We start from the raw sequence: 21185 nt of genomic DNA on the forward strand, positions 1-21185 counted from the left end.
CTCCAGAAGCAGCTATCTGAAATATTTAAGGTTCCTCCTTTTGGAGAAGCAAGACAGTAGTCAGGAGACTACATTGTTTTGGTCCAAGCCTGCCTGCCAAAGCATTCAGGCAGGTCACAGACCTGCCCGATGCAGGCAGTCTTGAACCAGCAGAGTAGAATACCAATAGTGAGTAAACTTTAAGAAGTCCCATAGGGACAATAGATTTCATAACACGGGGTTTTAACCCCGGGGACCGTGACTAATACCCAAACCCTTAGACGGCGCTTTAAGTGAAATCGGAGAATGATTGGGTACGCCGGCGATATGAATCGAAAATTCAAAAGAAGGAATTCAGGGGATTGCATTAAAATGGTCCAAGGCAAAGTCCTGCCCGATGCAGGCGGGCTTGGACCATTGGGGGACTTGAATCATCGAAAATATTTTCGTGGGGAAATTGAATCAAATTCAGATAAGAAGGGTGGGGAGGAATGATGGCGGACCGGGCCGGCTCTGGCCTAGTGGGCTGATAGGATTCCGCCATCTTGACTTTTTTGTTACTTTTTGGGTCAAGCCAAAAAGTAAGAGGATAAGACTATAATAATATATTTTTAATTTCTAAAGTCCAGATGGGTAATGTTAGAACTTCAATTTTATAATTAACAGATAATCCAGCAGTCAGGAGACTGCATTGATGGAGGTCCAAGCCTGCCTGCCAAAGCATTCAGGCAGGTCACAGACCTGGCCGATGCAGGCGGGCTTGAACCATTAGAGAAAATTTTGGAATTGTGAAATTTTAAATGAATACTTTGTTGAAATTATAAAGAAAATGGTTACCCTTTAATAGCTCTATAATTTTTTTCACTTATCCGTTTATCCTTTGGTCAAAAAATCAACCTTTCCTAATTTCAATACATCAATCATTAATTTTTTAATTATAAGCCCAAAAAACTCATCACAGGGGCAAAATGATTTTTGGGGCAAACAAAAATTTATTTTTTATGAAAGGCGCAGGTTGATTCCTGCGCCTTTTTACTATTAAAATCCCTAAAAGAAATTTCAATTCTTAAGATATCCCTGCCTTCTGGGAATCACCATAAATTCCCTTTGTCTTCCATTAAGGTAAGTGACTTTTTCTCCATCATAAAAAGCCCCCTCTTCCAACATAACCCTGACATCCTTATTCCACTCCTTTACAAAAACAACAGCATTCAACTCAATAGCATAAAGGGTGTTGGGATACAAAGGGTAATCTCCTGCTCCAGGGGTATCTCCCTGATTATCCCACATCCCTATGGTTGGACCGGAAGCATGCCCATGAGTTCCCAAAGGATGCGAATAGATACTTCCCCTTATACCTTCTTGTTCCATGGTTTTCCGGGTTTCTCTCAGAATCTGATTTCCTGTTCTGCCTGTTACAAAGTTGGAAGTCAGGATATCCTGAAGTCTATTCCCAACCTTCATGGCATCCTTTAGATATTGAGGCACGTCATCTTCACCGGGTTTGAGCACATAAGCCAATTGTTGGGTATCGGTATTTAATCTCAGGTAAGTAATCCCAAAATCAATATGAAGCATATCTCCCGGCATAATGACTTCGGAATCAGGTTTGACGGCAAATGAACGCTCATGTTCTTTGGATCCCGGATCTGCTCTTTGAATATCTACAGTAGGATGGAACCATGTATCCAACTTTAATTCCTTGATCCTTTCCCTATACCACCATTGTACATCCTCTGTTGTAGTTACCCCCGGCGTAATTACTTTTTCAGACAATCCATCCGAAATGATATTATTGGCAATGGACTGAATATGTCTATAAGCGGCCATTTCAGCCGGAATTCTTGTCTCCAGCCATCCAACTGCTAAATTTTGTGCAGAGGTAATCTTATCATGAAGATTTGCAGGAAGATATTCTTTAAGGGTATTATATTCGGTAACATTTAACCCGTCTGCATGACCAAAGTCTTTGGCTATGTTCAATCCGATTTTTTTAGGGTTTCTTTCCACTATCAATTCGGTCAAACGCTTCCATTGATCCGGTTCCATATCAGGATCCCATGCTTTTTTGAAGGATTTACCAACATCATACCTGGCCACTGCCAAAGTTTCCACCTCCTTGGCATTGGGAGATTTATAAATTAGGAGCATAGTCCTTCTCCTGGCGGCATGCCAGGTTCCTGGAAGGAAAGTCCTGATCACCGGATCTTCATTATATTCCCTTGAAATGATTATCCACATGTCAATTCCTGCCCTATCCATAAGCCCGGGAAGTATAGTCCGGATTCTTTCTTCAAGCCATTGGTCAATTACTTCAGCCTGTTGTCTTTGAGTCAGAACATGAAATTCCTGTGCCTTGAGGGTTTCAACCGAAAGCAAGGCTGAAAGAAGCAATACAATTATTTTTTTCATATGTACCCTTTTTTTTACTTGGATAAAAATTAGGTAGGGAAAATAGAAAAGAAAAACAGAAATAAAAAGGCAAACTATATAGATGAAAAAGCAGTTTCTTTTTGCTTCAATAATTTTGCACTTAAGGTATGGAATCTAAATAAAAGCATAGCCCCGGTCACTGTCAGGCCAATTAAAAGACCATACCAAATACCTACCTCATTCATTCCAAAAACAAACCCAAATACATATCCCAGTGGAAGCCCAATAATCCAATAAGCGATCAGTGTCACAATTGTAGGAATCCTGACATCTGCCATTCCCCGCAATGCTCCAAGACCCACCACCTGAATTCCATCTGATAACTGGAATAATCCAGCGATTACCAAAAGAGTAGCACTCAATTTGATTACATCCAGGTCATCTATGTACAGGGAAGGCAAAAACTCTCTGAATATTATGAAAATCAAAGCAGTCACACTCATGAAAATTGCCACCATGGTAAAGGCAGTAAAACCTGCTTCCCGCAAAGTTTTGATATCATTTTTCCCCAATTGATTTCCTACCCGGATCATCGCTGCTGTGGATAATCCGGATGCCATCATGTAACTGATTGAAGCCAAATTGATGGCAATCTGATGGGCCGCCAAAGCAGTCACTCCTATCCAACCCATCATGATAGCTGCTGAACTAAAGGCCCCCACTTCAAAAATAAACTGAAAACCGGTCGGTACTCCGATTTTGAGCATTTTGGTCACCAAAGGAAAACTCAAACTTTTGACCTTAAAACTGATATTATAAGGAATATACCTTTTGGATTTGATGATATAATACAACATAAAAACACCCATCAAAACCCTGGAAATCAAGGTTGCCCAACCTGCTCCATTTAATCCTAATGCTGGAAAACCCAAATTACCATAAATCATCACCCAGTTCAAAAAAACGTTGATGCCATTACATACCAAGGTGATATACATGGCCTGCTTGGTTTGTGAAAGCCCCTCTGCAAATTGCTTGAAAGTTTGAAAAAGCATGAAAGGCAATAAAGAGAACGTAATGATAGCCAAATAGGGGATTGAAAGAACGACCACTTCTTCCGGTTGATTGAGGTGATATAGCAAAGGAGAAGAAAGCACAATCAGCAGAAAAAGCATGGTTCCTGAAGCCATATTGATGATAAAACCATGGTTAAATAACCTGGATATCCTTTTCGGATTGTTCTTCCCATCAGCCATGGCCACCAAAGGAGTGATGGCCATAGACACTCCTATTCCAAACATCAGGACTACAAAAAAGATGCTATTCGCCAGGGAGGCTGCCGCCAATGGTTCTGCTCCCAACCTACCCACCATCATACTGTCGGCCACACCTACCAGGACCTGTCCCAATTGGCTTAACATTACCGGAAAAGCCAAAGAGAAAGTCTTTGAAAAATTATCTTTAAAATTGCCTATCATTTTATAAGCCTGTCAATAAAATTAGAGATTCTTTAATCTGGCCACTTTCAATAATCCTGCAATACTGATTGCATCTGTTATTTCTCCGTCCATGACCTTTTGAATAGCTTCCGTTAATGGTAATTTAAGAATTTGAATTTTTTCTGTTTCCTCAAAATCTGTCTCCCCTTGTGTTAAATCTTCTGCCAAAAATACAAAACCCTCCTCATCAGTAACTGAATTGGAAGTATGTATCCTCATGATATTTTCCCATTTTTTAGCGGAAAGTCCGGTTTCTTCTTTTAATTCCCTTTTTGCAGATTCCAAAATATCCTGATCAATTGGACCTCCCCCCATTGGAATTTCCCATGAATATTGATCCAGTGCATATCGGTATTGTCCGACCAACCAGGTATTCCCCTCTTGGTCCAATGGAATAATAGCCAAGGCCTTGTTCTTGAAAAAGACCTTACCATAGATCCCATCATTCCCTGAAGGATTGATCACTTCATGTTCCTCCAGCCTGATCCAGGGATTTTCGTAAACCTTCTTTTTAGATTTTGTTTTCCAGGGGTTTTCCATGTTGACATAAAAAAAGGGTGACAATCTGCCACCCTTCATTAATTCCTTAATTATCTGTTAAGCCGGGATTGGCAATACTTTACTGTCCTTAAAGGTAGAAAGAATAACCATGGATTGCATGGAATCTACTTCTTTGATTTCGCTGACTTTTTCAAGCATCAATTTCTGGTAGGCAGTGATATCCTTGGCAATTATTTTTAGGATAAAATCTCCGGTCCCCGTAATGTGATGACATTCAATCACCTCCTGAATCCCATTGATTTCCTTCATAAATGCATCAATATTTCCTTTATTGTGTCCAATCAGACTGACCAACACAAAAGTACTGACACCCAAACCTATTTTCTCAGGATCCAATTTTGCATGATAACTTTTAATGATACCTGATTGCTCTAATTTCTTTACACGCTCCAAGGTAGGTGCTGGAGACAATCCAATATCTTTAGAAAGCTGGGCATTTGTTATTTTGGCATTGGCCTGTAGAATCTCTAGGATTTTGCGGTCAATTTTGTCGAATTTCACTTTTATGCTGTTATCCATATTTGCAGAATTTTCAAAATTTTATGTCGTGCAAAGTTAATCTATTTTGATAATATTTTAAAACAAATGTGTACAAAAAACGCAGTTGTTTTCAAAATATTGTTATATGATTATAATGTTTTCAGAATAATTTGATGGATTTATCTACATTATTATGATTTTAATCAAATTATCTCTTGAATTTTAGACTATATAACGTAAAAATAAAATTAAAGTTTATTCTTTTTGATATAATCTCTGGCTTCTTTATGGGCAGGATGTTTTCTTTTAGCGTATTTTTTTACCTGATTGAAATATTCTTTGGCTTTTGCCTTTTGTTTATCCTCATTGGCCATTTTTCCTAATGCAATGAGGGAATAAAGGTAATAACCGCTTTCCTGGCTTTCTGATTCTTCCCCATAGGACAAGGTCTGAAGGTAATATTTCTTTGCCAAGGCCCTGTCATTCACTCTCTCGTAATATTGAGCCAGGAAAAAAGCGGCATATCTCCCTGAATTAGCCTCATAACCTTCCCATTTTGCCTCAATTCTCTCTAATATTTGTTCACTCTGTTCTTTTGATTCCGTCATTCTTCCTACGGTATATAGATGGCGCGCAAAGGAACGGTGGAAATAGGGATTGTTGGGAAATTTAGCATGTAAATAATCTGTAATGGCCAGGGCTTTATAAGGCTGTTTTTCTTCAGAGGCATATAACCTGAAAAGAAAATACTGTGCTTCAACCCTTGCATAAAACGAGTTTTGAGCCACATCTTCCAATTGTTTTAAACCCAACGCCTTATCTCCTTTTGGAAAAAAAGCCAAAACCGGTTTCAAAATTGGGTAATTTTCCGGAATCCAAACAGAAAAGTAATTGAATAAAGCATCCCCAAGCAATAATTCAGGGTTCAGTTCTTCCTCTCCCCTACTGAGGTTTAAATATTTCAGCGCATTTTTCCCGGCAAAAGTGGCTTTTGTCCAACTTTTCCTTTCGCTGAGCAATCTTCCCTGAAAGCCATAAGCTCCGGCCAGAAAAAAAGCCGCCTCTTTATTTTCAGGATCCTCGTCAAACATCTTCTCAGCCTTGTCTATGACTACATCCATTTGTTTGAGAAAAAGATCATCAAATTTTTTATTTTCTATGTCCGGCGCAATCCTCCACCATGTACTCAATCCCATCAAAAAATATGGAAGGGGATGTTCCGGATATTGGTATTGCATCACCAAAAAACCTCGTTCAGCTTTGTCGAATTCAAAATTATACAGGGCATTGACTGTTTCAGTAATCCTAAACTGCAGCCCTTTGTCCAACAGTAAATACGGAGACTCCTCTTTACCTATTTTATCGAGTGGAGCGGAGTTATCCTCCAGAGTCACCTGCATTCCCTGAGCGATTCCAAAAGAAGCTACAGAAAGCATCACTAAGAGGAGGTTGCAAAATAATATCACTAAATTACGCTTAACTTGCATTCTTATTCTAAATTTTCCCCAAAATTACAGGGTATTCCAAACAATCGTTTAGATTTGTTCATATTTATTTCAAACCATGGATAATTCAGAAACCACATTATCTGAACGTATAGAATCAATTTTAGATTTCGACAAAAGGTTATTTTTTTTAATTGTTGTCTTATTTTACCTTATTATCCGATATATCACCAATGATTTGATCCTTCAGTCCATTCCTGGATATGAGAAGTTGGAAGATGATGGTTCATTTATGCTCTTTCATATTTTCAATACCCTCAATTACATATGGACGCCATTTGCTTTACTTTGGAAATTTACGCTCACTGCTTTTATCATTTGGACAGGTTCCTTTGCTTTTGGTTATAAAGCCCCTTTTGTGAAACTTTGGCAATATGTCCTTTTTGCAGAAATCGTTTTTATCCTTCCGGAATTGATTAAAATGATTTATTTCATCCAACCTTCTGATGATGTCACTTTTATGGAAATCAGGGATTTTTATCCATTATCATTATTTTCTTTGGTTGATGCCGAGCAAGTGTCCCAAAAATACCATTATCCTCTAAGGGCGATCAATCTTTTCGAAATAGTCTACATCGTTTTGCTGGTATTGGGGTACCACAGCATCAGTAAAAGAAGTTTATCAGAATCAGTTATTGTAATTTTATTCAGCTACGTCCTGTTTTTCCTATTATGGTTACTTTTTTACATCCTGGTATATAAATAAATCCATTCCAAAAAAATCCACCGCTTCTTTGCAAAGTAGCTCCTATATTTATGGAAAAGTAAAAAGGTATATCCTATGAAAAATATCAAATTATTTATCTTGTTATTTACGGGCTTGGTCCTTCATTACCAATCTCATGCCCAAGATGCAGCCTATGTAGAAGCCAATTATGATAAAGCTGAATATCAAATCCCCATGAGGGATGGCATCAAATTGCACACGGTAGTATATACCCCAAAGGATAAAAGCCAAAAATACCCCTTTATGATGCAGAGAACCCCCTATAGTTCCGGTCCTTATGGGGAAGGAAAGTTGAAAACAGGGTTGGGTCCCTCTCCAAAAATGATGAAAGAAGGTTATATTTTCGTCTATCAGGATGTAAGGGGAAGATGGATGTCAGAAGGAAAATATGACAATATGAGGCCAACAGTGCCTCATAGAAAAAAAGGTAGCCAAGAAATTGATGAAAGTACCGATACTTATGATACGATTGAATGGTTATTGAAAAATGTCACCAATCATAACGGTAAATTCGGACAATGGGGCATCTCTTACCCCGGTTTTTATGCTGCAGCAGCACTTCCTTTTTCGCATCCGGCATTGAAGGCTGTATCACCACAAGCGCCTATAGGTGACTTTTATTTTGATGATTTTCATCATAATGGGGCATATTTCCTAAGTTATTGGGCTGCTACAGTGGTATTTGGTTATCAGCATGATGGGCCTACAGACAAACCTTGGTACGCAATGGTCAATCCGGGTACCAAAGATGCTTACCAGTTTTATATGGACATGGGTTCACTCAAAAATGCGGATAAATATTATGGAGAGGACAATTTCTTCTGGACCGAACTGAAAGAAAATCCGGACTACAATGAATTTTGGCAAAAGAGAAGCATCATCCCTCACCTACAGGATGTGAAACCTGCCGTCATGACCGTAGGAGGATGGTTTGATGCAGAGGATTTGTATGGACCCTTGACCATTTATAAGACCATTGAAAAAAACAATCCCAATACCTATAATACTTTGGTGATAGGGCCTTGGTCCCATGGAGATTGGTCGAGAGAATTGGGAATCCAAAAGGTTTCGAATATTTATTTCGGGGATTCCATCTCTACCTGGTATCAGAACAATGTGGAAGCCGAATTTTTCCATCATTTCCTAAAAGGATCTGCAGATGGCAAAACAGGCCTACCTGAAGCTTATATTTTTGATACCGGAAAAAATGAATGGCAGAAATTTGATGCCTGGCCACCAAAAGAAGTGGAGAATAAAATACTCTATCCCCATGCAAATGGCGATCTGAATATGGAATCACCAAAAGGAAATAATGTTTCAACATTTATTTCTGATCCTGCTAAACCTGTACCTCATAGCCCTGACATCAAATTCAATTTTACCCCAAGAAAATACATGGCTGACGATCAGCGTTTTGCAGCAAGAAGGCCAGATGTCTTGGTTTTTGAAACTGATGTTTTAGAGGAAGATGTGACTTTGGCGGGTGAAATCATGGCAAAATTAATGGTCTCCACTTCTGAAACAGATGCAGATTGGATAGTGAAATTAGTGGATGTATTCCCTGGAGATACCCCCGACCACGATTATGTACAAGAAGGTACCCATATGAGCCATTACCATATGATGGTAAGATCTGAGGTTATCAGAGGAAGATATAGGGATAGTTTTTCTGAGCCGAAACCTTTTGTTCCCAATCAAAAAACAGAGGTTCCTTTACAATTGCAAGATGTGATGCATACCTTCAAAAAAGGCCACAAAATTCAGATACAGATACAAAGTACCTGGTTCCCATTAATTGACCGAAATCCTCAGAAATATGTAGAAAACATCTTCAAAGCAGATGATGCCGATTTTATCAAAGCAACACATTCCGTGTACCATGATGCCGAAATGCCTACTGCAATTCATGTTCAGGTATTGAAATAATTAATAGGTAAAAGGAGAAAGGGAAAAGGCAAAAGGGAAAAGGCAAAATTGTAAAGGGGAAAGGGGAAAGATCAAAAAGTCCCCTTTTCTTAACTTCTATTTCCTCCTTAAACCTCATTCCTCTTGGCACATTGTACATAGTACTTAGTACATCTTGTATCTTGTATCTAGTCTCTATTTCTCCTTCTTTCCAACAAACTTCTTTAACTTAGCTGCTGTTTATAGACAAAGTAAAAACAAAAGAAATTATGAATCCATTATTGGAAAACTTTGATACACCATTTGAAACAGCACCTTTTCACCTGATAAAAAATGAGCATTATCTTCCGGCCATAAAGGAAGCCATTCAATTGGCAAAAAGCGAAATAGAAAACATTAAAAATCAGTCACTTCCTGATTTTGAGAACACGGTTGAAGCATTGGATCGGGCGGGAGAAAGACTCAATATTGTTTCATCCATATTTTTCAATATCAACAGTGCAGAAACCAATGATACCATTCAGGCTTTGGCAAGGGAAATCTCCCCGTTATTGACTGCCCATAGCAATGATATTCTACTGGATGAAGACCTGTTCAACAGGATTCAACAGGTATATGAACAAAAGGGAAACCTATACCTTTCTGAAGAACAAAAGACTTTATTGGATAAAACATATAAGGCATTTGTTAGAAATGGAGCCAAACTTGATGATGATCAAAAAGCAAGATTAAGGGAGATTGACAGGGAACTTTCCCAATTGGGTTTGAAATTTGGTGAGAATGTACTTGCGGAGACCAACAAATATGAATTGGTTGTTGAAAATGAAGAAGATTTAGAAGGTCTTCCCGATGCAATCAAAGAGTCTGCTGCCCAGACTGCTGAAGAAAAAAATAAACCCGGCAAATGGGTTTTCACTTTGGCATTTCCTAGTTATATCCCCTTTATGACTTACGCAAAAAACCGGGATTTGAGAAAACAGCTCTTTATTGCCTACAATACCAAATCCTGTAAAGGGGACAATTTGGACAACCAACAGCATATCAAAGATATGTTGAGGTTAAAAAATGAAAGGGCGAATTTATTGGGTTATCCCCGTTTCGCTGACTTTGTCTTGGAAGAGCGAATGGCCAAAAGTGCCCCCAAAGTGATGGATTTTCTTCACAATTTATTGGAGAAAGCCAAACCTAAAGCAGAACAGGAAATCGAAGAACTTACTGAATTTGCCTTTAAGCTTGATGGCTTGGACAAATTGGAAAAGTGGGATTTTTCTTATTATGCAGAAAAGTTGAAAAAACAGAAATATGAGGTGGACGATGAATTACTCCGTCCTTATTTCAAACTTGAAAATGTTATTCAAGGTGTTTTCACCACCGCTGAAAAACTATATGATATTAAATTCATTGAAAACCCTGATATTCCAAAATACCATCCTGAAGTGATCACCTATGAAGTCCAGGATTTGGAAGGCAAACATGTTGCTGTGTTTTATGCGGACTTTTTTCCCAGACCTGGAAAAAGGAACGGCGCATGGATGACAAGCTATAGAGGACAGAAAGTTTTGAATGGCGTTGACCAAAGACCTCATGTCTCCATAGTGTGTAATTTTACAAAACCCACTAAAACCAAACCTTCACTATTGACTTTTAACGAGGTCACGACGCTTTTCCATGAATTCGGACATGCTCTTCACGGAATGCTGGCAAAGGGAAATTATGAATCCCTATCCGGTACAAGTGTCTTTTGGGACTTTGTGGAATTACCTTCCCAGATCTTTGAAAACTGGTGTTATGAAAAAGAATGTCTGGATCTTTTTGCCAGGCATTTTGAGACCGGAGAACCCATTTCTGAGGATTTGATCCAAAAAATCAAAAATGCGGCAAACTTCCATCAAGGATATCAAACGGTGAGGCAGATCAGTTTTGGTTTGTTGGATATGGCTTACTATGGTTCGGACCCTAATTCCATTACCAATATTCCAGAATTTGAAAAAGCAAACATGAAAGTAACAAATCTACTCCCTGAAGTAGAAGGAACGCTCATGAGCACTTCATTTTCCCATATTTTCCAAGGTGGATATGCTGCAGGTTATTATAGCTATAAATGGGCTGAAGTATTGGATGCGGATGCTTTTGAACTCTTTTTGGAAAAGGGCATATTCGATCATGAAACTGCAATATCCTTTAAGAAAAATATTTTGTCTGCCGGTGGAAGTGAGGACCCTTCAATTTTATACAAAAGATTTAGGGGAAGGGACCCAAAACCGGATGCATTATTAAAAAGAGCCGGATTGCTTTAGTGATTAACTTTAATCCAATATCAGGGTTACAAACCTGAAAAAATAAAAATCCCACAAAGAACACCAATATCTACAAAAACCAGGTTATCTATAACCTCTTTGTAGCTTGGTGCCCTTTGTGGGAAAATTCAATTGTAAATATAAGACCGATTTTACCCTGGTTATTTCACTTTATTCTGATCCTTTCTGAAATGCAAAGGTGGAGCCATATCTCCGATCAAAGGCTCATATTTCAAACCTCCCAATCTTTCATCAAATTCTTTTTTTGCTTCTTTGATCAATAAAGGATTCAAAATCAGATCTTTGCCGGTCAGAGCCATGGTCTTTGCTGCTACCATCATTCCCTTATAGCCTATTGTCATCCCATCCGCAGCTACGGCCTGCCATGTATGTGCAGCAGTCCCCGGCACCCAGGTTGCGGTACCCAAACCAACGGTTGGCACCACATAGCTGACATCCCCTACATCAGTAGATGCCGGAAAGTGGTTCAATTGATAAGGTTGGATCTCTTTGGCCATTGACAAAGGAGGAACTCTTGGAGAATTAAAGGTTGTTTGGATTTGCTTGGCAAATTCTGTTTCCTCCTGATCATACTCCACACCGCCTACAGTGCTCAGGTTTTTATGCATGGTTTTAGCGAGGGTTTCATTAGGAAGAAGTCCATAAATTCCGGCTACAACCTCTACTTCAACCTTGGTATCTGTTCCAATTGCAGCGCCTTCCGCCGCTTTGATCACCCTTTGCCACATATCTTTTACTTCAGTTACATCAGGATGTCTGACCATATATTCTACTACGGCATAGTCAGGAACAACATTGGCAGCCAATCCACCATTGGTTATTACATAATGAATCCTACTACCTTGATCTACGTGTTCACGCATCATGTTTACCATCATATTCATGGCTTCGACCGCGTCCAAGGCAGACCGTCCGCGCTCAGGAGAACCTGCAGCATGGGATGTTTGTCCATAAAATTTGAAATAGCCCTGCATCACAGCCGTACAGGTAGAAGCATTGGCAGCATTTCGGTCACTGGGATGCCAATTGATTACGGCATCTACCCCTTCAAATAGACCTTCCCTGACCATATACACTTTACCGGCTCCCCCCTCTTCGGCTGGGGTCCCAAATATTTTGATGGTAGCCTGTATATTGTTGGCATCTATCCATTCTTTTAAAGCAACCCCTGAGGCCACGACCGCAGTGCCAAAAAGGTTGTGCCCGCATCCATGCCCATTTCCACCTTCCACCAAAATGGATCTGTAAGGTACGGCATCCTGAGACAAACCGGGAAGAGCATCATACTCAGCTAGAAATCCAATGACCGGTCCTCCTTTATCATAGGTCGCTATAAATGAAGTAGGCATTCCGGCCAATCCCGTCTCCACATTGAAACCCGCAGTTTTTAATTCCTCGATTAGAACTTTAGAACTGGTATATTCAAGGTATCCCAATTCTGGATTTTCCCAAATTTCCCTGGCTGCTTTGGAAAACCTTTCTGTATTGGCATCAAGGTTTTTAATAATAAAAGACTCATGGGATGGCTCCTGTGCAAAAAGAGGAAGCCAACAAATTAGCCCAAATAGACTGAGTAACGATTTTTTCATATTGTTCGGATTTAATAAATGATTGCGTGATTTTATGTAATAAAAATAAGTGAAGGTTTTTGAAATCAAAACAGAATAATCCACAAGTTCAACCGTTATTCTAAAAAAGAAAAAAGGATGTGTAACACACATCCCTTTTTAACTCCTTAATCCATTTGAAAAGCATTAGCTGTTTTGAAACATACTTTGCACTCTTTGGATCCTGTTAGACCACAATGAGTAACCCAACAAGGACCAGCCATACGATTGACGAAATGGCCAAAAGTATCCTGAATTGTTTTTCCTCGTTCATAGCTGTTTTTTTGCAAAATATACAAATAATTCTGTAGGAAATCAAATCAACGAAAAATTTTCTTCTTAAGGAGTGATTATTTTTAGAAGAAATAAAAAAATGTTAAGCAAGACATTCTTTTTTATCCCAATTTATATTTGGCCCAATAATTTAAAAGCCAAATTTATTACAAAAACAATGATAAACTTTCAGAATTAATACTGAAAAATTCTGTTTAAATAAATTTCTGCCCTGATTATTCTGATTTAAATGAGTTCGTGATAGTGTTTTTGGTTTTTGGACATATTCAAAGCCGTCCATTCAATTTTGGTATCAATTGGAAATTTCCGAACCTCACAATCTTTAATCTGACAGTAATGGCAACATTTGTCAGGCAAACAAGGGTCTGCGTGAACGAAAACCTCCATTACTCCGGGCCAATTGTTTTCAAGTACATTTTCCAGTTCTTCCACTTCATCGTGTACCTGCCCCAAATCCAGGTAATAAGGTAGTGTCAAATGAAGGTCTATATGCCGATCGCTTCCATATTGCTGAACACGCATATTATGGATATCTATCCAATTTGTTTTTCTATGTTGATTGATGGTGTTAACAGTTGATTCCACCGCCACCGGATCTGCTTCATCCATCAAACCTGCCACAGATCTCCTTACAAGTCCATAACCGGAATAAATGATGTATATCGAAAAAAGAAGGGCAAATACAGAATCCAGAAAAGCCAATCCAGTGAAATAAATGATGAATACACCCACTATCAGCACAAAACTTGATATGGTATCAGTAAGCAAATGTTTGCCACTTGCCTCCAAGGTAAGGCTATTCAGTTTCTTACCTTTTTTTTGTAATGTCAAACCCAAAATTCCATTTACTAAACCTGTAAAAGAAATCAGAAGAATACCCTCCTTCAATCTCTCAAGGTCGTTGGGGAAAAAGAAATTATAAATGGATTGATAGGTGATAAACAGACCGGCGAGCATAATAAGTGTCCCCTCTACTCCTGCACTGAAAAATTCGATTTTTCCATGTCCGTAAGGATGGTTATCATCTCTTGGTCTTGAACTCAAATAAATGCTGTAAGTGGCGAATCCCGCGGCTACCACATTCACAATACTCTCCAGGGCATCAGTTAGTATTGCGGTCGAGTGTGTAATATAAAATGAGTAAAATTTAACAATGAGTAAGATAAAACTCACTCCAAATGAAATTTTAATCCATAGCCATTTCTCTCTTTCCACTTATTTATTTTTATAAGGCCAAAATAAGAACTAATTTTAAGTAAAACTGAACAGCACGTTAAAAATCAACTTATTTCTGACAATTCGTTTCGATTCTTTGAAACAAAAGTCTCCCGAATATCGGTTCATTTTTACCTAATTAATTATGGAGGGAAAAAAAATCATTTTACCAGCTTATCTGAAAGCATTGGCGGTAATATTGCTGATAATCGTCATCATATTTATTCTGGTCCTGGCAAAAAGTATCTTAATTCCGCTTTTTTTGGCAGGATTTATTTCAGCACTTCTTGTACCCTTTGGAAATTGGCTGGAAAAGAAAAATTTTTCAAGGACATTGAGTTCGGTGATTGCCCTACTCTCCGGATTATTGGGCATTTTGGGTTTATTGACCTTCATTGCCTTGCAAGTAGCAAGTTTCAGCAAGGACCTGAGTAATGTAGGGGAAAAACTGAATAAATACCTTTTGGAAATTGATATCTTCCTTTCAGATAAGGTTCAAATTGAAACAGGAATCGGAAAAGGCATTAACCAGGACTATTTAATTGACCTTCTGCAAAACAACAGCAGGAGTATAGCCGATTTCATTTTAGGAACTCTAGGTTCAGTTACCACCTTTGCCTTATTGATAGTTTTCATTTTCTTCTTTCTTTTATACCGGGACCATTTAACCTATTTTATTTCGCAACTTTTCAATAACCACGAATCAGAAAAAGTAAAAAACCAAATCAGGGATTTAAGAAGGGTAATTCAAAGATATATCATTGGAGTTTTTAAGGTAATGGCTATTCTGGCAATTCTCAATTCCGCTGTACTTCTGGGCTTGGGCATCAAACATGCCATTTTCTTCGGAGTATTTGCCGGGATTTTAAATATTATTCCATTTTTAGGGCCTTTCTTGGGCGCCATCCTTCCCACTATTTTCGCTTTTCTTACCAAAGACAGCCTTTGGTATCCTTTAGGAGTCGTAGTTGCTTTTCAGATCATCCAACTTATTGAAAGTAATTTCCTAACCCCCAAAATTGTAGGCAACAATGTGAATCTAAATGCTTTTGTCACTTTTTTGGGTTTAATGGTGGGGGGATCAATTTGGGGTATAGCCGGCATGATTATCATAATCCCTGCCTTAGCGGTATTAAGACAAATATTTGAACTCAGCGAAGAAACCAAGCCATTTGCTTTGCTGTTAGGAGAAGAGAAACCACTTCAGGCAATTGAGGATAATGAAAATTAATAACCTACTAGTTCCCCTTTTTCTGCTTCTATTTTTATTAGGATGTGATAGTCCGGAAGACAAAAAGGGTCGTTTTCTTCTAAAGGGAAATGAAAAATTAAAAGAAAATGACACCAAATCAGCGATTGATTTCTATACAGAAGCCATTAACATTGACCCTGATTTTGCCGACGCCCTGTATAATCGGGGTTTGGTTTATCAAAGGCTTTTTAGGCTTGATGATGCCATAACTGACTATGGTAAAGTTTTGGCCCTCAATCCCCAGAACAGTGACGCCTTGTTTCAAAGAGGCTTGGCATTCATGGATAATGGAGAATACTATAAAGCATTAGCAGATGCAAGTGAATTGGTGCAAATAAAACCAAACAACTGGCAAAGCTATTTTCTTTTAGGTTTGGTTTATAATCAAATGGAAAACTATGAGAAAGCTTTAACTTCATTTGATAAGGGTTTACAACTTCAACCCGAAAACACAGATCTTTTAGTCAATAAAGCGACAATTTTATATTATCTAAAACAATTTGAAGAAGCCAAGAGCATTCTGGGAAAAGCTGAAAAACTTAATCCTAAAGAGGCCAACATCTCCAATTTGAGATCTATGATAGCCTTTGAAGAAAAGAAATACCCCGAAGCTTTAAGATGGGTTGAAAATGCTATTGAAATCAATCCTAGGGAACCATTTTATTACAACAACCGGGGATTATACAAGTTGTTTTTAGATGATCTGGAAGGTGGAATCGAAGATATCAATTATAGCCTGAAACAGGATTCAAAAAATCTGTATGCCTTAAGAAACAAGGGGATTTATTATACCAAAAAAGGCCAAAAAGAATTGGCCTTAAGTTACTTACAGGATATTTATGCAAAAGATCCAAATATGGACCTTGTCAAGGAATACCTGGATTTGGCTCAGACGCTCTGATTTTCAATTTTCAATACTTCTTTGATTTTTCTTAATAATTCGGAAGCATCAATCGGTTTGGCAACATAACCATCGAAACCGGTTTTGTCAATTCTGTCCATAACTTCGATCTTATCGGCTGCCGAAAGAGCCAAAATCGGAACATTGGAGATTTCCTTAATTTTCTCAGTTGCTTCAAAGCCGTTCATCACCGGCATCTGAATGTCCATTAAGATACAGTCATAATCACCGTCCTCAATAGCTTCCACCGCCAATTTCCCATTGTTTACCCTATGGTAATGGATACCCCATTTCTTGATGATTTTACCTAGTACCAATGCATTTACATCATTATCCTCCGCCATCAATAGCTTAATTTCAGATAAGGATTTAGGCTTGGAAAAAACTACAGGCGGCTCAGGTTTGGAATAAACCGGTTCTTCTTTTGCAGGTTCAATTATTACAGGACTTTCGATTCCAGATTGCGGCTGGACTACTTCCTCTTTCAAATTGCTTGCCTGTTCAACGGACGGACTGATAGCTGCTTTTGGATTAACTTTTTCAAATTCAATTTCAAAAAAGAAAGAAGAACCTAATCCAAGTTCTGAGCGCAGATCAATATCGCTGCCCATTAATCTTAATAGTTTTTTTGTAATGGACAATCCCAGGCCAGTTCCTCCGTATTTCTTACTGAAAGAATGCTGGATCTGGTCAAACTCATTGAAAATCCTGTTTTTGTGTTCCTCAGCAATTCCAATACCGTTATCCTTCACTTCAAAATACACTTTTACCTTATCTTCGGTAGTTCCTTTTAATTCCACAATCACCTCCACTACCCCTTTATGGGTGAATTTAAGTGCATTGGTGGCCAGGTTATTCAAAACTTGGGATATCCTTACCTTATCTCCCTTTACCTCAAAATTGAAATCATTCTTGATTTTCAAAATCAGTTTATTTCCACTGTCTTTAGCATGGTATTCCAGTCCGCTGACGACATTTTTCACTACCTCTTCAATATTCATTGGAGCCATTTCCAAGGTAAGTTTGCCTGCTTCGATTTTTTGGAAATCCAGCAAATCATTGATCATGGTGATCAGATTTTCCACTGCAAAATTGATGGTATTGAAAGCAGAGGCCTGGACTTGGGTATGTTCATCCTGAAGAAGTGAATAGACCGAACCGGAGATTGCATTCAACGGAGTCCTTAATTCGTGGCTGATAATGGATAAAAATTCTGATTTAATCTGGCTTGCCTTCAATGCCTCTTCCTTGGCATTCCTGAGTTTATCTTCAAAGACTTTCTGGTCCGTGATGTCCGTCAGGTAACCGTACCAAACTACATCTCCGTTTTCCAGCAACTCAGGTTTGGCTGCACCCATGACCCATTTATAATTTTTTGTTCCGGGTTCAACAATCCTAAACTTGCAGCTCCAGGAACTTAGTTTTCTGGCAGAAGAAACGGTGGAAGTTAAGACTTGGGCTATATCCTCAGGATGTACTTTTGAGATGGCTTTGCCAACGTCATTAAAGCCTGCCAATTCCTGTTCACTAAGGTCCAACAATTGCTTGATCCCGGGACTTAAATATGTAAACTTCATCTCTCCTTCTTTGTCGACCACAAATTGGTAGAGCGCACCGGGGATATGCGCTGTCAAATGGTGTAAGAAATCTGTCGAACCACTTGAAACACTTACTGTCCCAGGTCTATCATGAACCTCACGGATATTTGAAATCAAAAAGTTATCGTCCTGTATTTGCGCTAATTGGGTAGAAATTTCAACCCTAATTTCTTTTCCTTGAGCATTTTTGATGCTACTTTGGTAAATTTTATTTCTGCTGGATGTCAGCTGTTCGACATGATTATCCCAGATTTCTTTTTCAGAAAACAAAGGTTCAATTTCATCTATTCTTTCCGGAAATCCAAGAGCGGGAGATCCACCGTATGTAACAGTGGCCATTTGGTTATGAAATAAAATTTTACCGGTCATATCACAAATAAGAACAGCATCAGGGGACAAATTGAATATCTCCTTAAATACCCCCAATTGATTGATATCTATTTGTTCTTCGGTTATATCCTGGAATGTACCAAAGATTTTGGATTCCTTGTTCGCAAGTACAGCTGTCTTTCCTGAGAATTTCACCCATTTCAATCCATTTCCTTCTTGTTTAATCTCAAGTGAAAGATTAAACTCTTTCCCGGATGTCAAAAGAGAAGATATGGAGGTTTTTATCAAGGACCTGTCTGCAGGTGAAAATAAATCAATGACCTCTTCCAGGGTAAGCTCAGCGTTCTTTTTTAACCCAAAAATAGACAATGATTCTTCTGAAAACCGGATAGTGTTTTCATCGGTATCCAATTCCCAAAATCCAATATGGGACACACTTTCCACTAAAGCATGTAAATCATTTTTATTTTGTAATTCTATGATTTGGTTTTTGAATTCGGAAATATCCCTACCAACCGCATAAAATTTACCCACTATAAAATGGACATTGAACTCAAACCACCTGTAATCCCCATTCTTAGAAATTACTCTGGAAATGAAATTGCTGTTTTTCCTCTCCTGCCTGACATCAAAAAGTAAAGATTTTATTTTTTCATAATCATCGGGGTGAAAAAAGCTACAAAGTTCAATATTTACAATTTCTTCCGGATTGTAACCCAATAATTGTTTTACAGAATTACTAATCCAAGTCAAAAACGATTCTTGTCCAATCCCGACCAGGTCAATTGTATTTCTGAAAAAGTATTGGGAATCAGCTTTGGTTGGCAAACCCTGCCCTCTCATTTCTTTTCCTTTATAAAAGAGGAAATAATTTGAGGCGTTTTCCTGAGGCAATTCCAAAAAGAAAGTATATTCTACTCCCATAAAAGGCAAAATCAATTCCTCATTGAAAATATAAGAGTTAATATCGAGGCCAAGTCCTACTAAGCTCCTTTCATCCAAGAATTGTCCAATCTGATTTTCAAAGGCCTGATTGCTATAAAAAATATTATAGGGGTATGAATCATCCGCCAAAAAAACCATTTCGCTGGATTCAAAAATTATTTTCTTAAAAGTATTATTAATACCTCTTTCTTTCATCGAAAGTTCAATATGTTATGGTCATGAAAGCACAAAATAGGGTGAAAATTGTAATTACAGACAATTAACGATGTAAACATACATTAATTTGTTTTTTGTACCAAATTTTTTGCTTTTAAAATCTAATAAAATGTTTTTAATAGGCTAAATTCCGAATTCTACCTGAAACATACCGGTAAAAGAGTTACCTGTATTATCAATTTGGTACAAGCCCTCTAACCATTTATACCCAAAATTTGCCTGTAGTTTAATTCTATGTCCATTGATATACCAAGAATATCCTATGAGTAATTCATCCACCCTATCCTGCAGATCCTCAATACTTTTGTCAGGAACTATTTTGGAATAGCGCATAGACAACTCCATTTTCCTGGTAATCATTCTGCCCAACTGGGTATTGATACCTTTCCCTACCTGTACAAACCTAATATCACCCTCATCATTGGTGGTGATAGGATTAGGTGAAGTACGTTGCATATACTCTCCCAAAAAAGACCATCCTACATATTTAAACATGGCATCAACAATAAAGCTTGTCATATTTCTGTTTTCATAAAGTTCCGGCCCTAACTGCCCACCTGTCCTAGTGGCTTTAATATTGGTTGATAAAGTTGTCCCTATTGATAATTTGGGAGTATATTCAAATTCAAGATCACCTTCTGAATAATCACCGACATTTGAAAATGCCCCAAAAGGAAGATATTCCACTCTTCCTGTATAAGCCAATCCGTTATTGATTGCAGAGGCATTTCTTCCATCCCCTGTTGAAACTACTCCTTTTAATTGAATTAATGAAGGTCCGTTAAGAGGAATAGTATTATATAGAAACAATCCAAAATCCCTGTCAATGGTGAAATAGGAATTAGCTATTGATCGGTCAGCAAACTGCAAATTACCTGAACTTATTACCCTTTGGCGGTTACCTGGTAATTTAGATTGTCCAAAACCTATATAAAAATTATCACTGACAAAATAATATAGAATGGCGTCCCTGATGGGTTGGGCAACAGCAGTGGCCTCGAGGTCAAGATCTGCTTTTGAAAAGGCAAGTTGAATATAATACTGTAGTTTTGGATGGCCCACAAAACCATCAAACCTCAGCCTGAGCCTTCGTACCCGCATTTCAAAATCCTTGATTTCAAGGTCATCGCCACCAAGCGTATTAAAACCTGCACGATTTTGCATTCTAAATCTAAAATTTAACAAAAACAGAGAATCCTTAGAGAAGCTGATTCCCTCATCTACATTTAACTGAGCTCTTTCATCAGATTCTACAACTTGAGCCAAGCCACTTTCAGCCAAAAACATAAAGCTCAATATTATGGACATTTTGCATAAAACAATTCTCAATTTGAATCCATCCAAAACTCTCATTTTAACAATCAATTCTGATTAAATATAAACCTATTTTGCAAAATATTGATATAATTAAAAAACAAAGGAAATTAAAGGAGTCGTATTACATTTTTTTGGCTTTAAAAAATTAGACCTTAAATTTTCA

General features: G+C 38.1%; 15 protein-coding genes. 5 read left to right on the forward strand and 10 right to left on the reverse strand.

All coding sequences use genetic code 11. From position 1 onward, the window contains the following. Positions 1-25: 25 nt before the first annotated feature. The 6 genes from ACFSKV_RS09960 to ACFSKV_RS09985 all read right to left on the reverse strand — a co-directional run bounded on the left by ACFSKV_RS09960 (position 26) and on the right by ACFSKV_RS09985 (position 6292). Positions 26-211 carry a hypothetical protein gene (locus tag ACFSKV_RS09960; protein ID WP_380802030.1) on the reverse strand — a complete coding sequence of 62 codons (186 nt, stop codon included), beginning with the start codon at positions 209-211 and terminating at the stop codon, positions 26-28. Positions 212-1038: 827 nt separating this feature from the next. Then, positions 1039-2391: a M24 family metallopeptidase gene (locus tag ACFSKV_RS09965; protein ID WP_380802031.1), complete on the reverse strand. Its 1353-nt coding sequence runs from the start codon at positions 2389-2391 to the stop codon at positions 1039-1041. Positions 2392-2465: 74 nt separating this feature from the next. Beyond that, positions 2466-3830 (reverse strand): MATE family efflux transporter, encoded by a 1365-nt coding sequence (locus tag ACFSKV_RS09970; protein WP_380802033.1) that lies wholly within the window; start codon positions 3828-3830, stop codon positions 2466-2468. Positions 3831-3851: 21 nt separating this feature from the next. Further along, positions 3852-4391, reverse strand: coding sequence for an NUDIX domain-containing protein (locus ACFSKV_RS09975; RefSeq protein WP_380803297.1), 540 nt, complete (start codon positions 4389-4391; stop codon positions 3852-3854). Between the two features lie 57 nt (positions 4392-4448). After that, the gene (locus tag ACFSKV_RS09980; RefSeq protein WP_123953667.1) at positions 4449-4931 is read right to left on the reverse strand and encodes an Lrp/AsnC family transcriptional regulator; all 483 of its coding nucleotides are present in this window, start codon (positions 4929-4931) and stop codon (positions 4449-4451) included. A 209-nt stretch (positions 4932-5140) separates the two neighbouring features. Beyond that, a complete protein-coding gene (locus ACFSKV_RS09985) occupies positions 5141-6292 on the reverse strand; it encodes a tol-pal system protein YbgF (RefSeq protein ID WP_380803299.1) in 1152 nt (383 codons plus the stop codon). A 163-nt stretch (positions 6293-6455) separates the two neighbouring features. Between ACFSKV_RS09985 and ACFSKV_RS09990 the strand changes: the two genes are divergently transcribed. The 3 genes from ACFSKV_RS09990 to ACFSKV_RS10000 all read left to right on the forward strand — a co-directional run bounded on the left by ACFSKV_RS09990 (position 6456) and on the right by ACFSKV_RS10000 (position 11326). Next, on the forward strand, positions 6456-7103 hold the full coding sequence (locus tag ACFSKV_RS09990; RefSeq protein WP_380802037.1) for a sulfate ABC transporter permease: 648 nt from the start codon (positions 6456-6458) through the stop codon (positions 7101-7103). A 75-nt stretch (positions 7104-7178) separates the two neighbouring features. Next, complete coding sequence (locus ACFSKV_RS09995; protein ID WP_380802040.1) at positions 7179-9050, forward strand: CocE/NonD family hydrolase; 1872 nt, start codon at positions 7179-7181, stop codon at positions 9048-9050. A 248-nt stretch (positions 9051-9298) separates the two neighbouring features. Further along, positions 9299-11326, forward strand: coding sequence for a M3 family metallopeptidase (locus tag ACFSKV_RS10000; RefSeq protein ID WP_380802042.1), 2028 nt, complete (start codon positions 9299-9301; stop codon positions 11324-11326). A gap of 161 nt (positions 11327-11487) precedes the next feature. On the opposite strand, the gene ACFSKV_RS10005 is transcribed toward ACFSKV_RS10000, so the two are convergent. Further along, entirely contained in the window at positions 11488-12936 is a 1449-nt protein-coding gene (locus ACFSKV_RS10005; RefSeq protein WP_380802045.1) for an amidohydrolase, read from the reverse strand. 537 nt (positions 12937-13473) lie between these two features. After that, a complete protein-coding gene (locus ACFSKV_RS10010; RefSeq protein WP_380802047.1) occupies positions 13474-14463 on the reverse strand; it encodes a cation diffusion facilitator family transporter in 990 nt (329 codons plus the stop codon). Between the two features lie 145 nt (positions 14464-14608). Between ACFSKV_RS10010 and ACFSKV_RS10015 the strand changes: the two genes are divergently transcribed. Both ACFSKV_RS10015 and ACFSKV_RS10020 read left to right on the forward strand, forming a co-directional pair. Further along, the gene (locus ACFSKV_RS10015) at positions 14609-15694 is read left to right on the forward strand and encodes an AI-2E family transporter (protein ID WP_380802050.1); all 1086 of its coding nucleotides are present in this window, start codon (positions 14609-14611) and stop codon (positions 15692-15694) included. Further along, positions 15684-16616 carry a tetratricopeptide repeat protein gene (locus ACFSKV_RS10020; RefSeq protein ID WP_380802052.1) on the forward strand — a complete coding sequence of 311 codons (933 nt, stop codon included), beginning with the start codon at positions 15684-15686 and terminating at the stop codon, positions 16614-16616. The genes ACFSKV_RS10015 and ACFSKV_RS10020 overlap by 11 nt, the downstream gene beginning before the upstream one ends. Here ACFSKV_RS10020 and ACFSKV_RS10025 read toward each other — a convergent pair. Continuing rightward, on the reverse strand, positions 16604-19684 hold the full coding sequence (locus ACFSKV_RS10025; protein ID WP_380802054.1) for a PAS domain-containing hybrid sensor histidine kinase/response regulator: 3081 nt from the start codon (positions 19682-19684) through the stop codon (positions 16604-16606). The genes ACFSKV_RS10020 and ACFSKV_RS10025 overlap by 13 nt on opposite strands. Before the next feature lie 144 nt (positions 19685-19828). Next, a complete protein-coding gene (locus ACFSKV_RS10030) occupies positions 19829-21013 on the reverse strand; it encodes a porin (protein WP_380802056.1) in 1185 nt (394 codons plus the stop codon). Positions 21014-21185 lie beyond the last annotated feature (172 nt).

The sequence above is a fragment of the Shivajiella indica genome, assembly GCF_042683085.1.
Taxonomy (GTDB): Bacteria; Bacteroidota; Bacteroidia; order Cytophagales; family Cyclobacteriaceae; genus Shivajiella; species Shivajiella indica.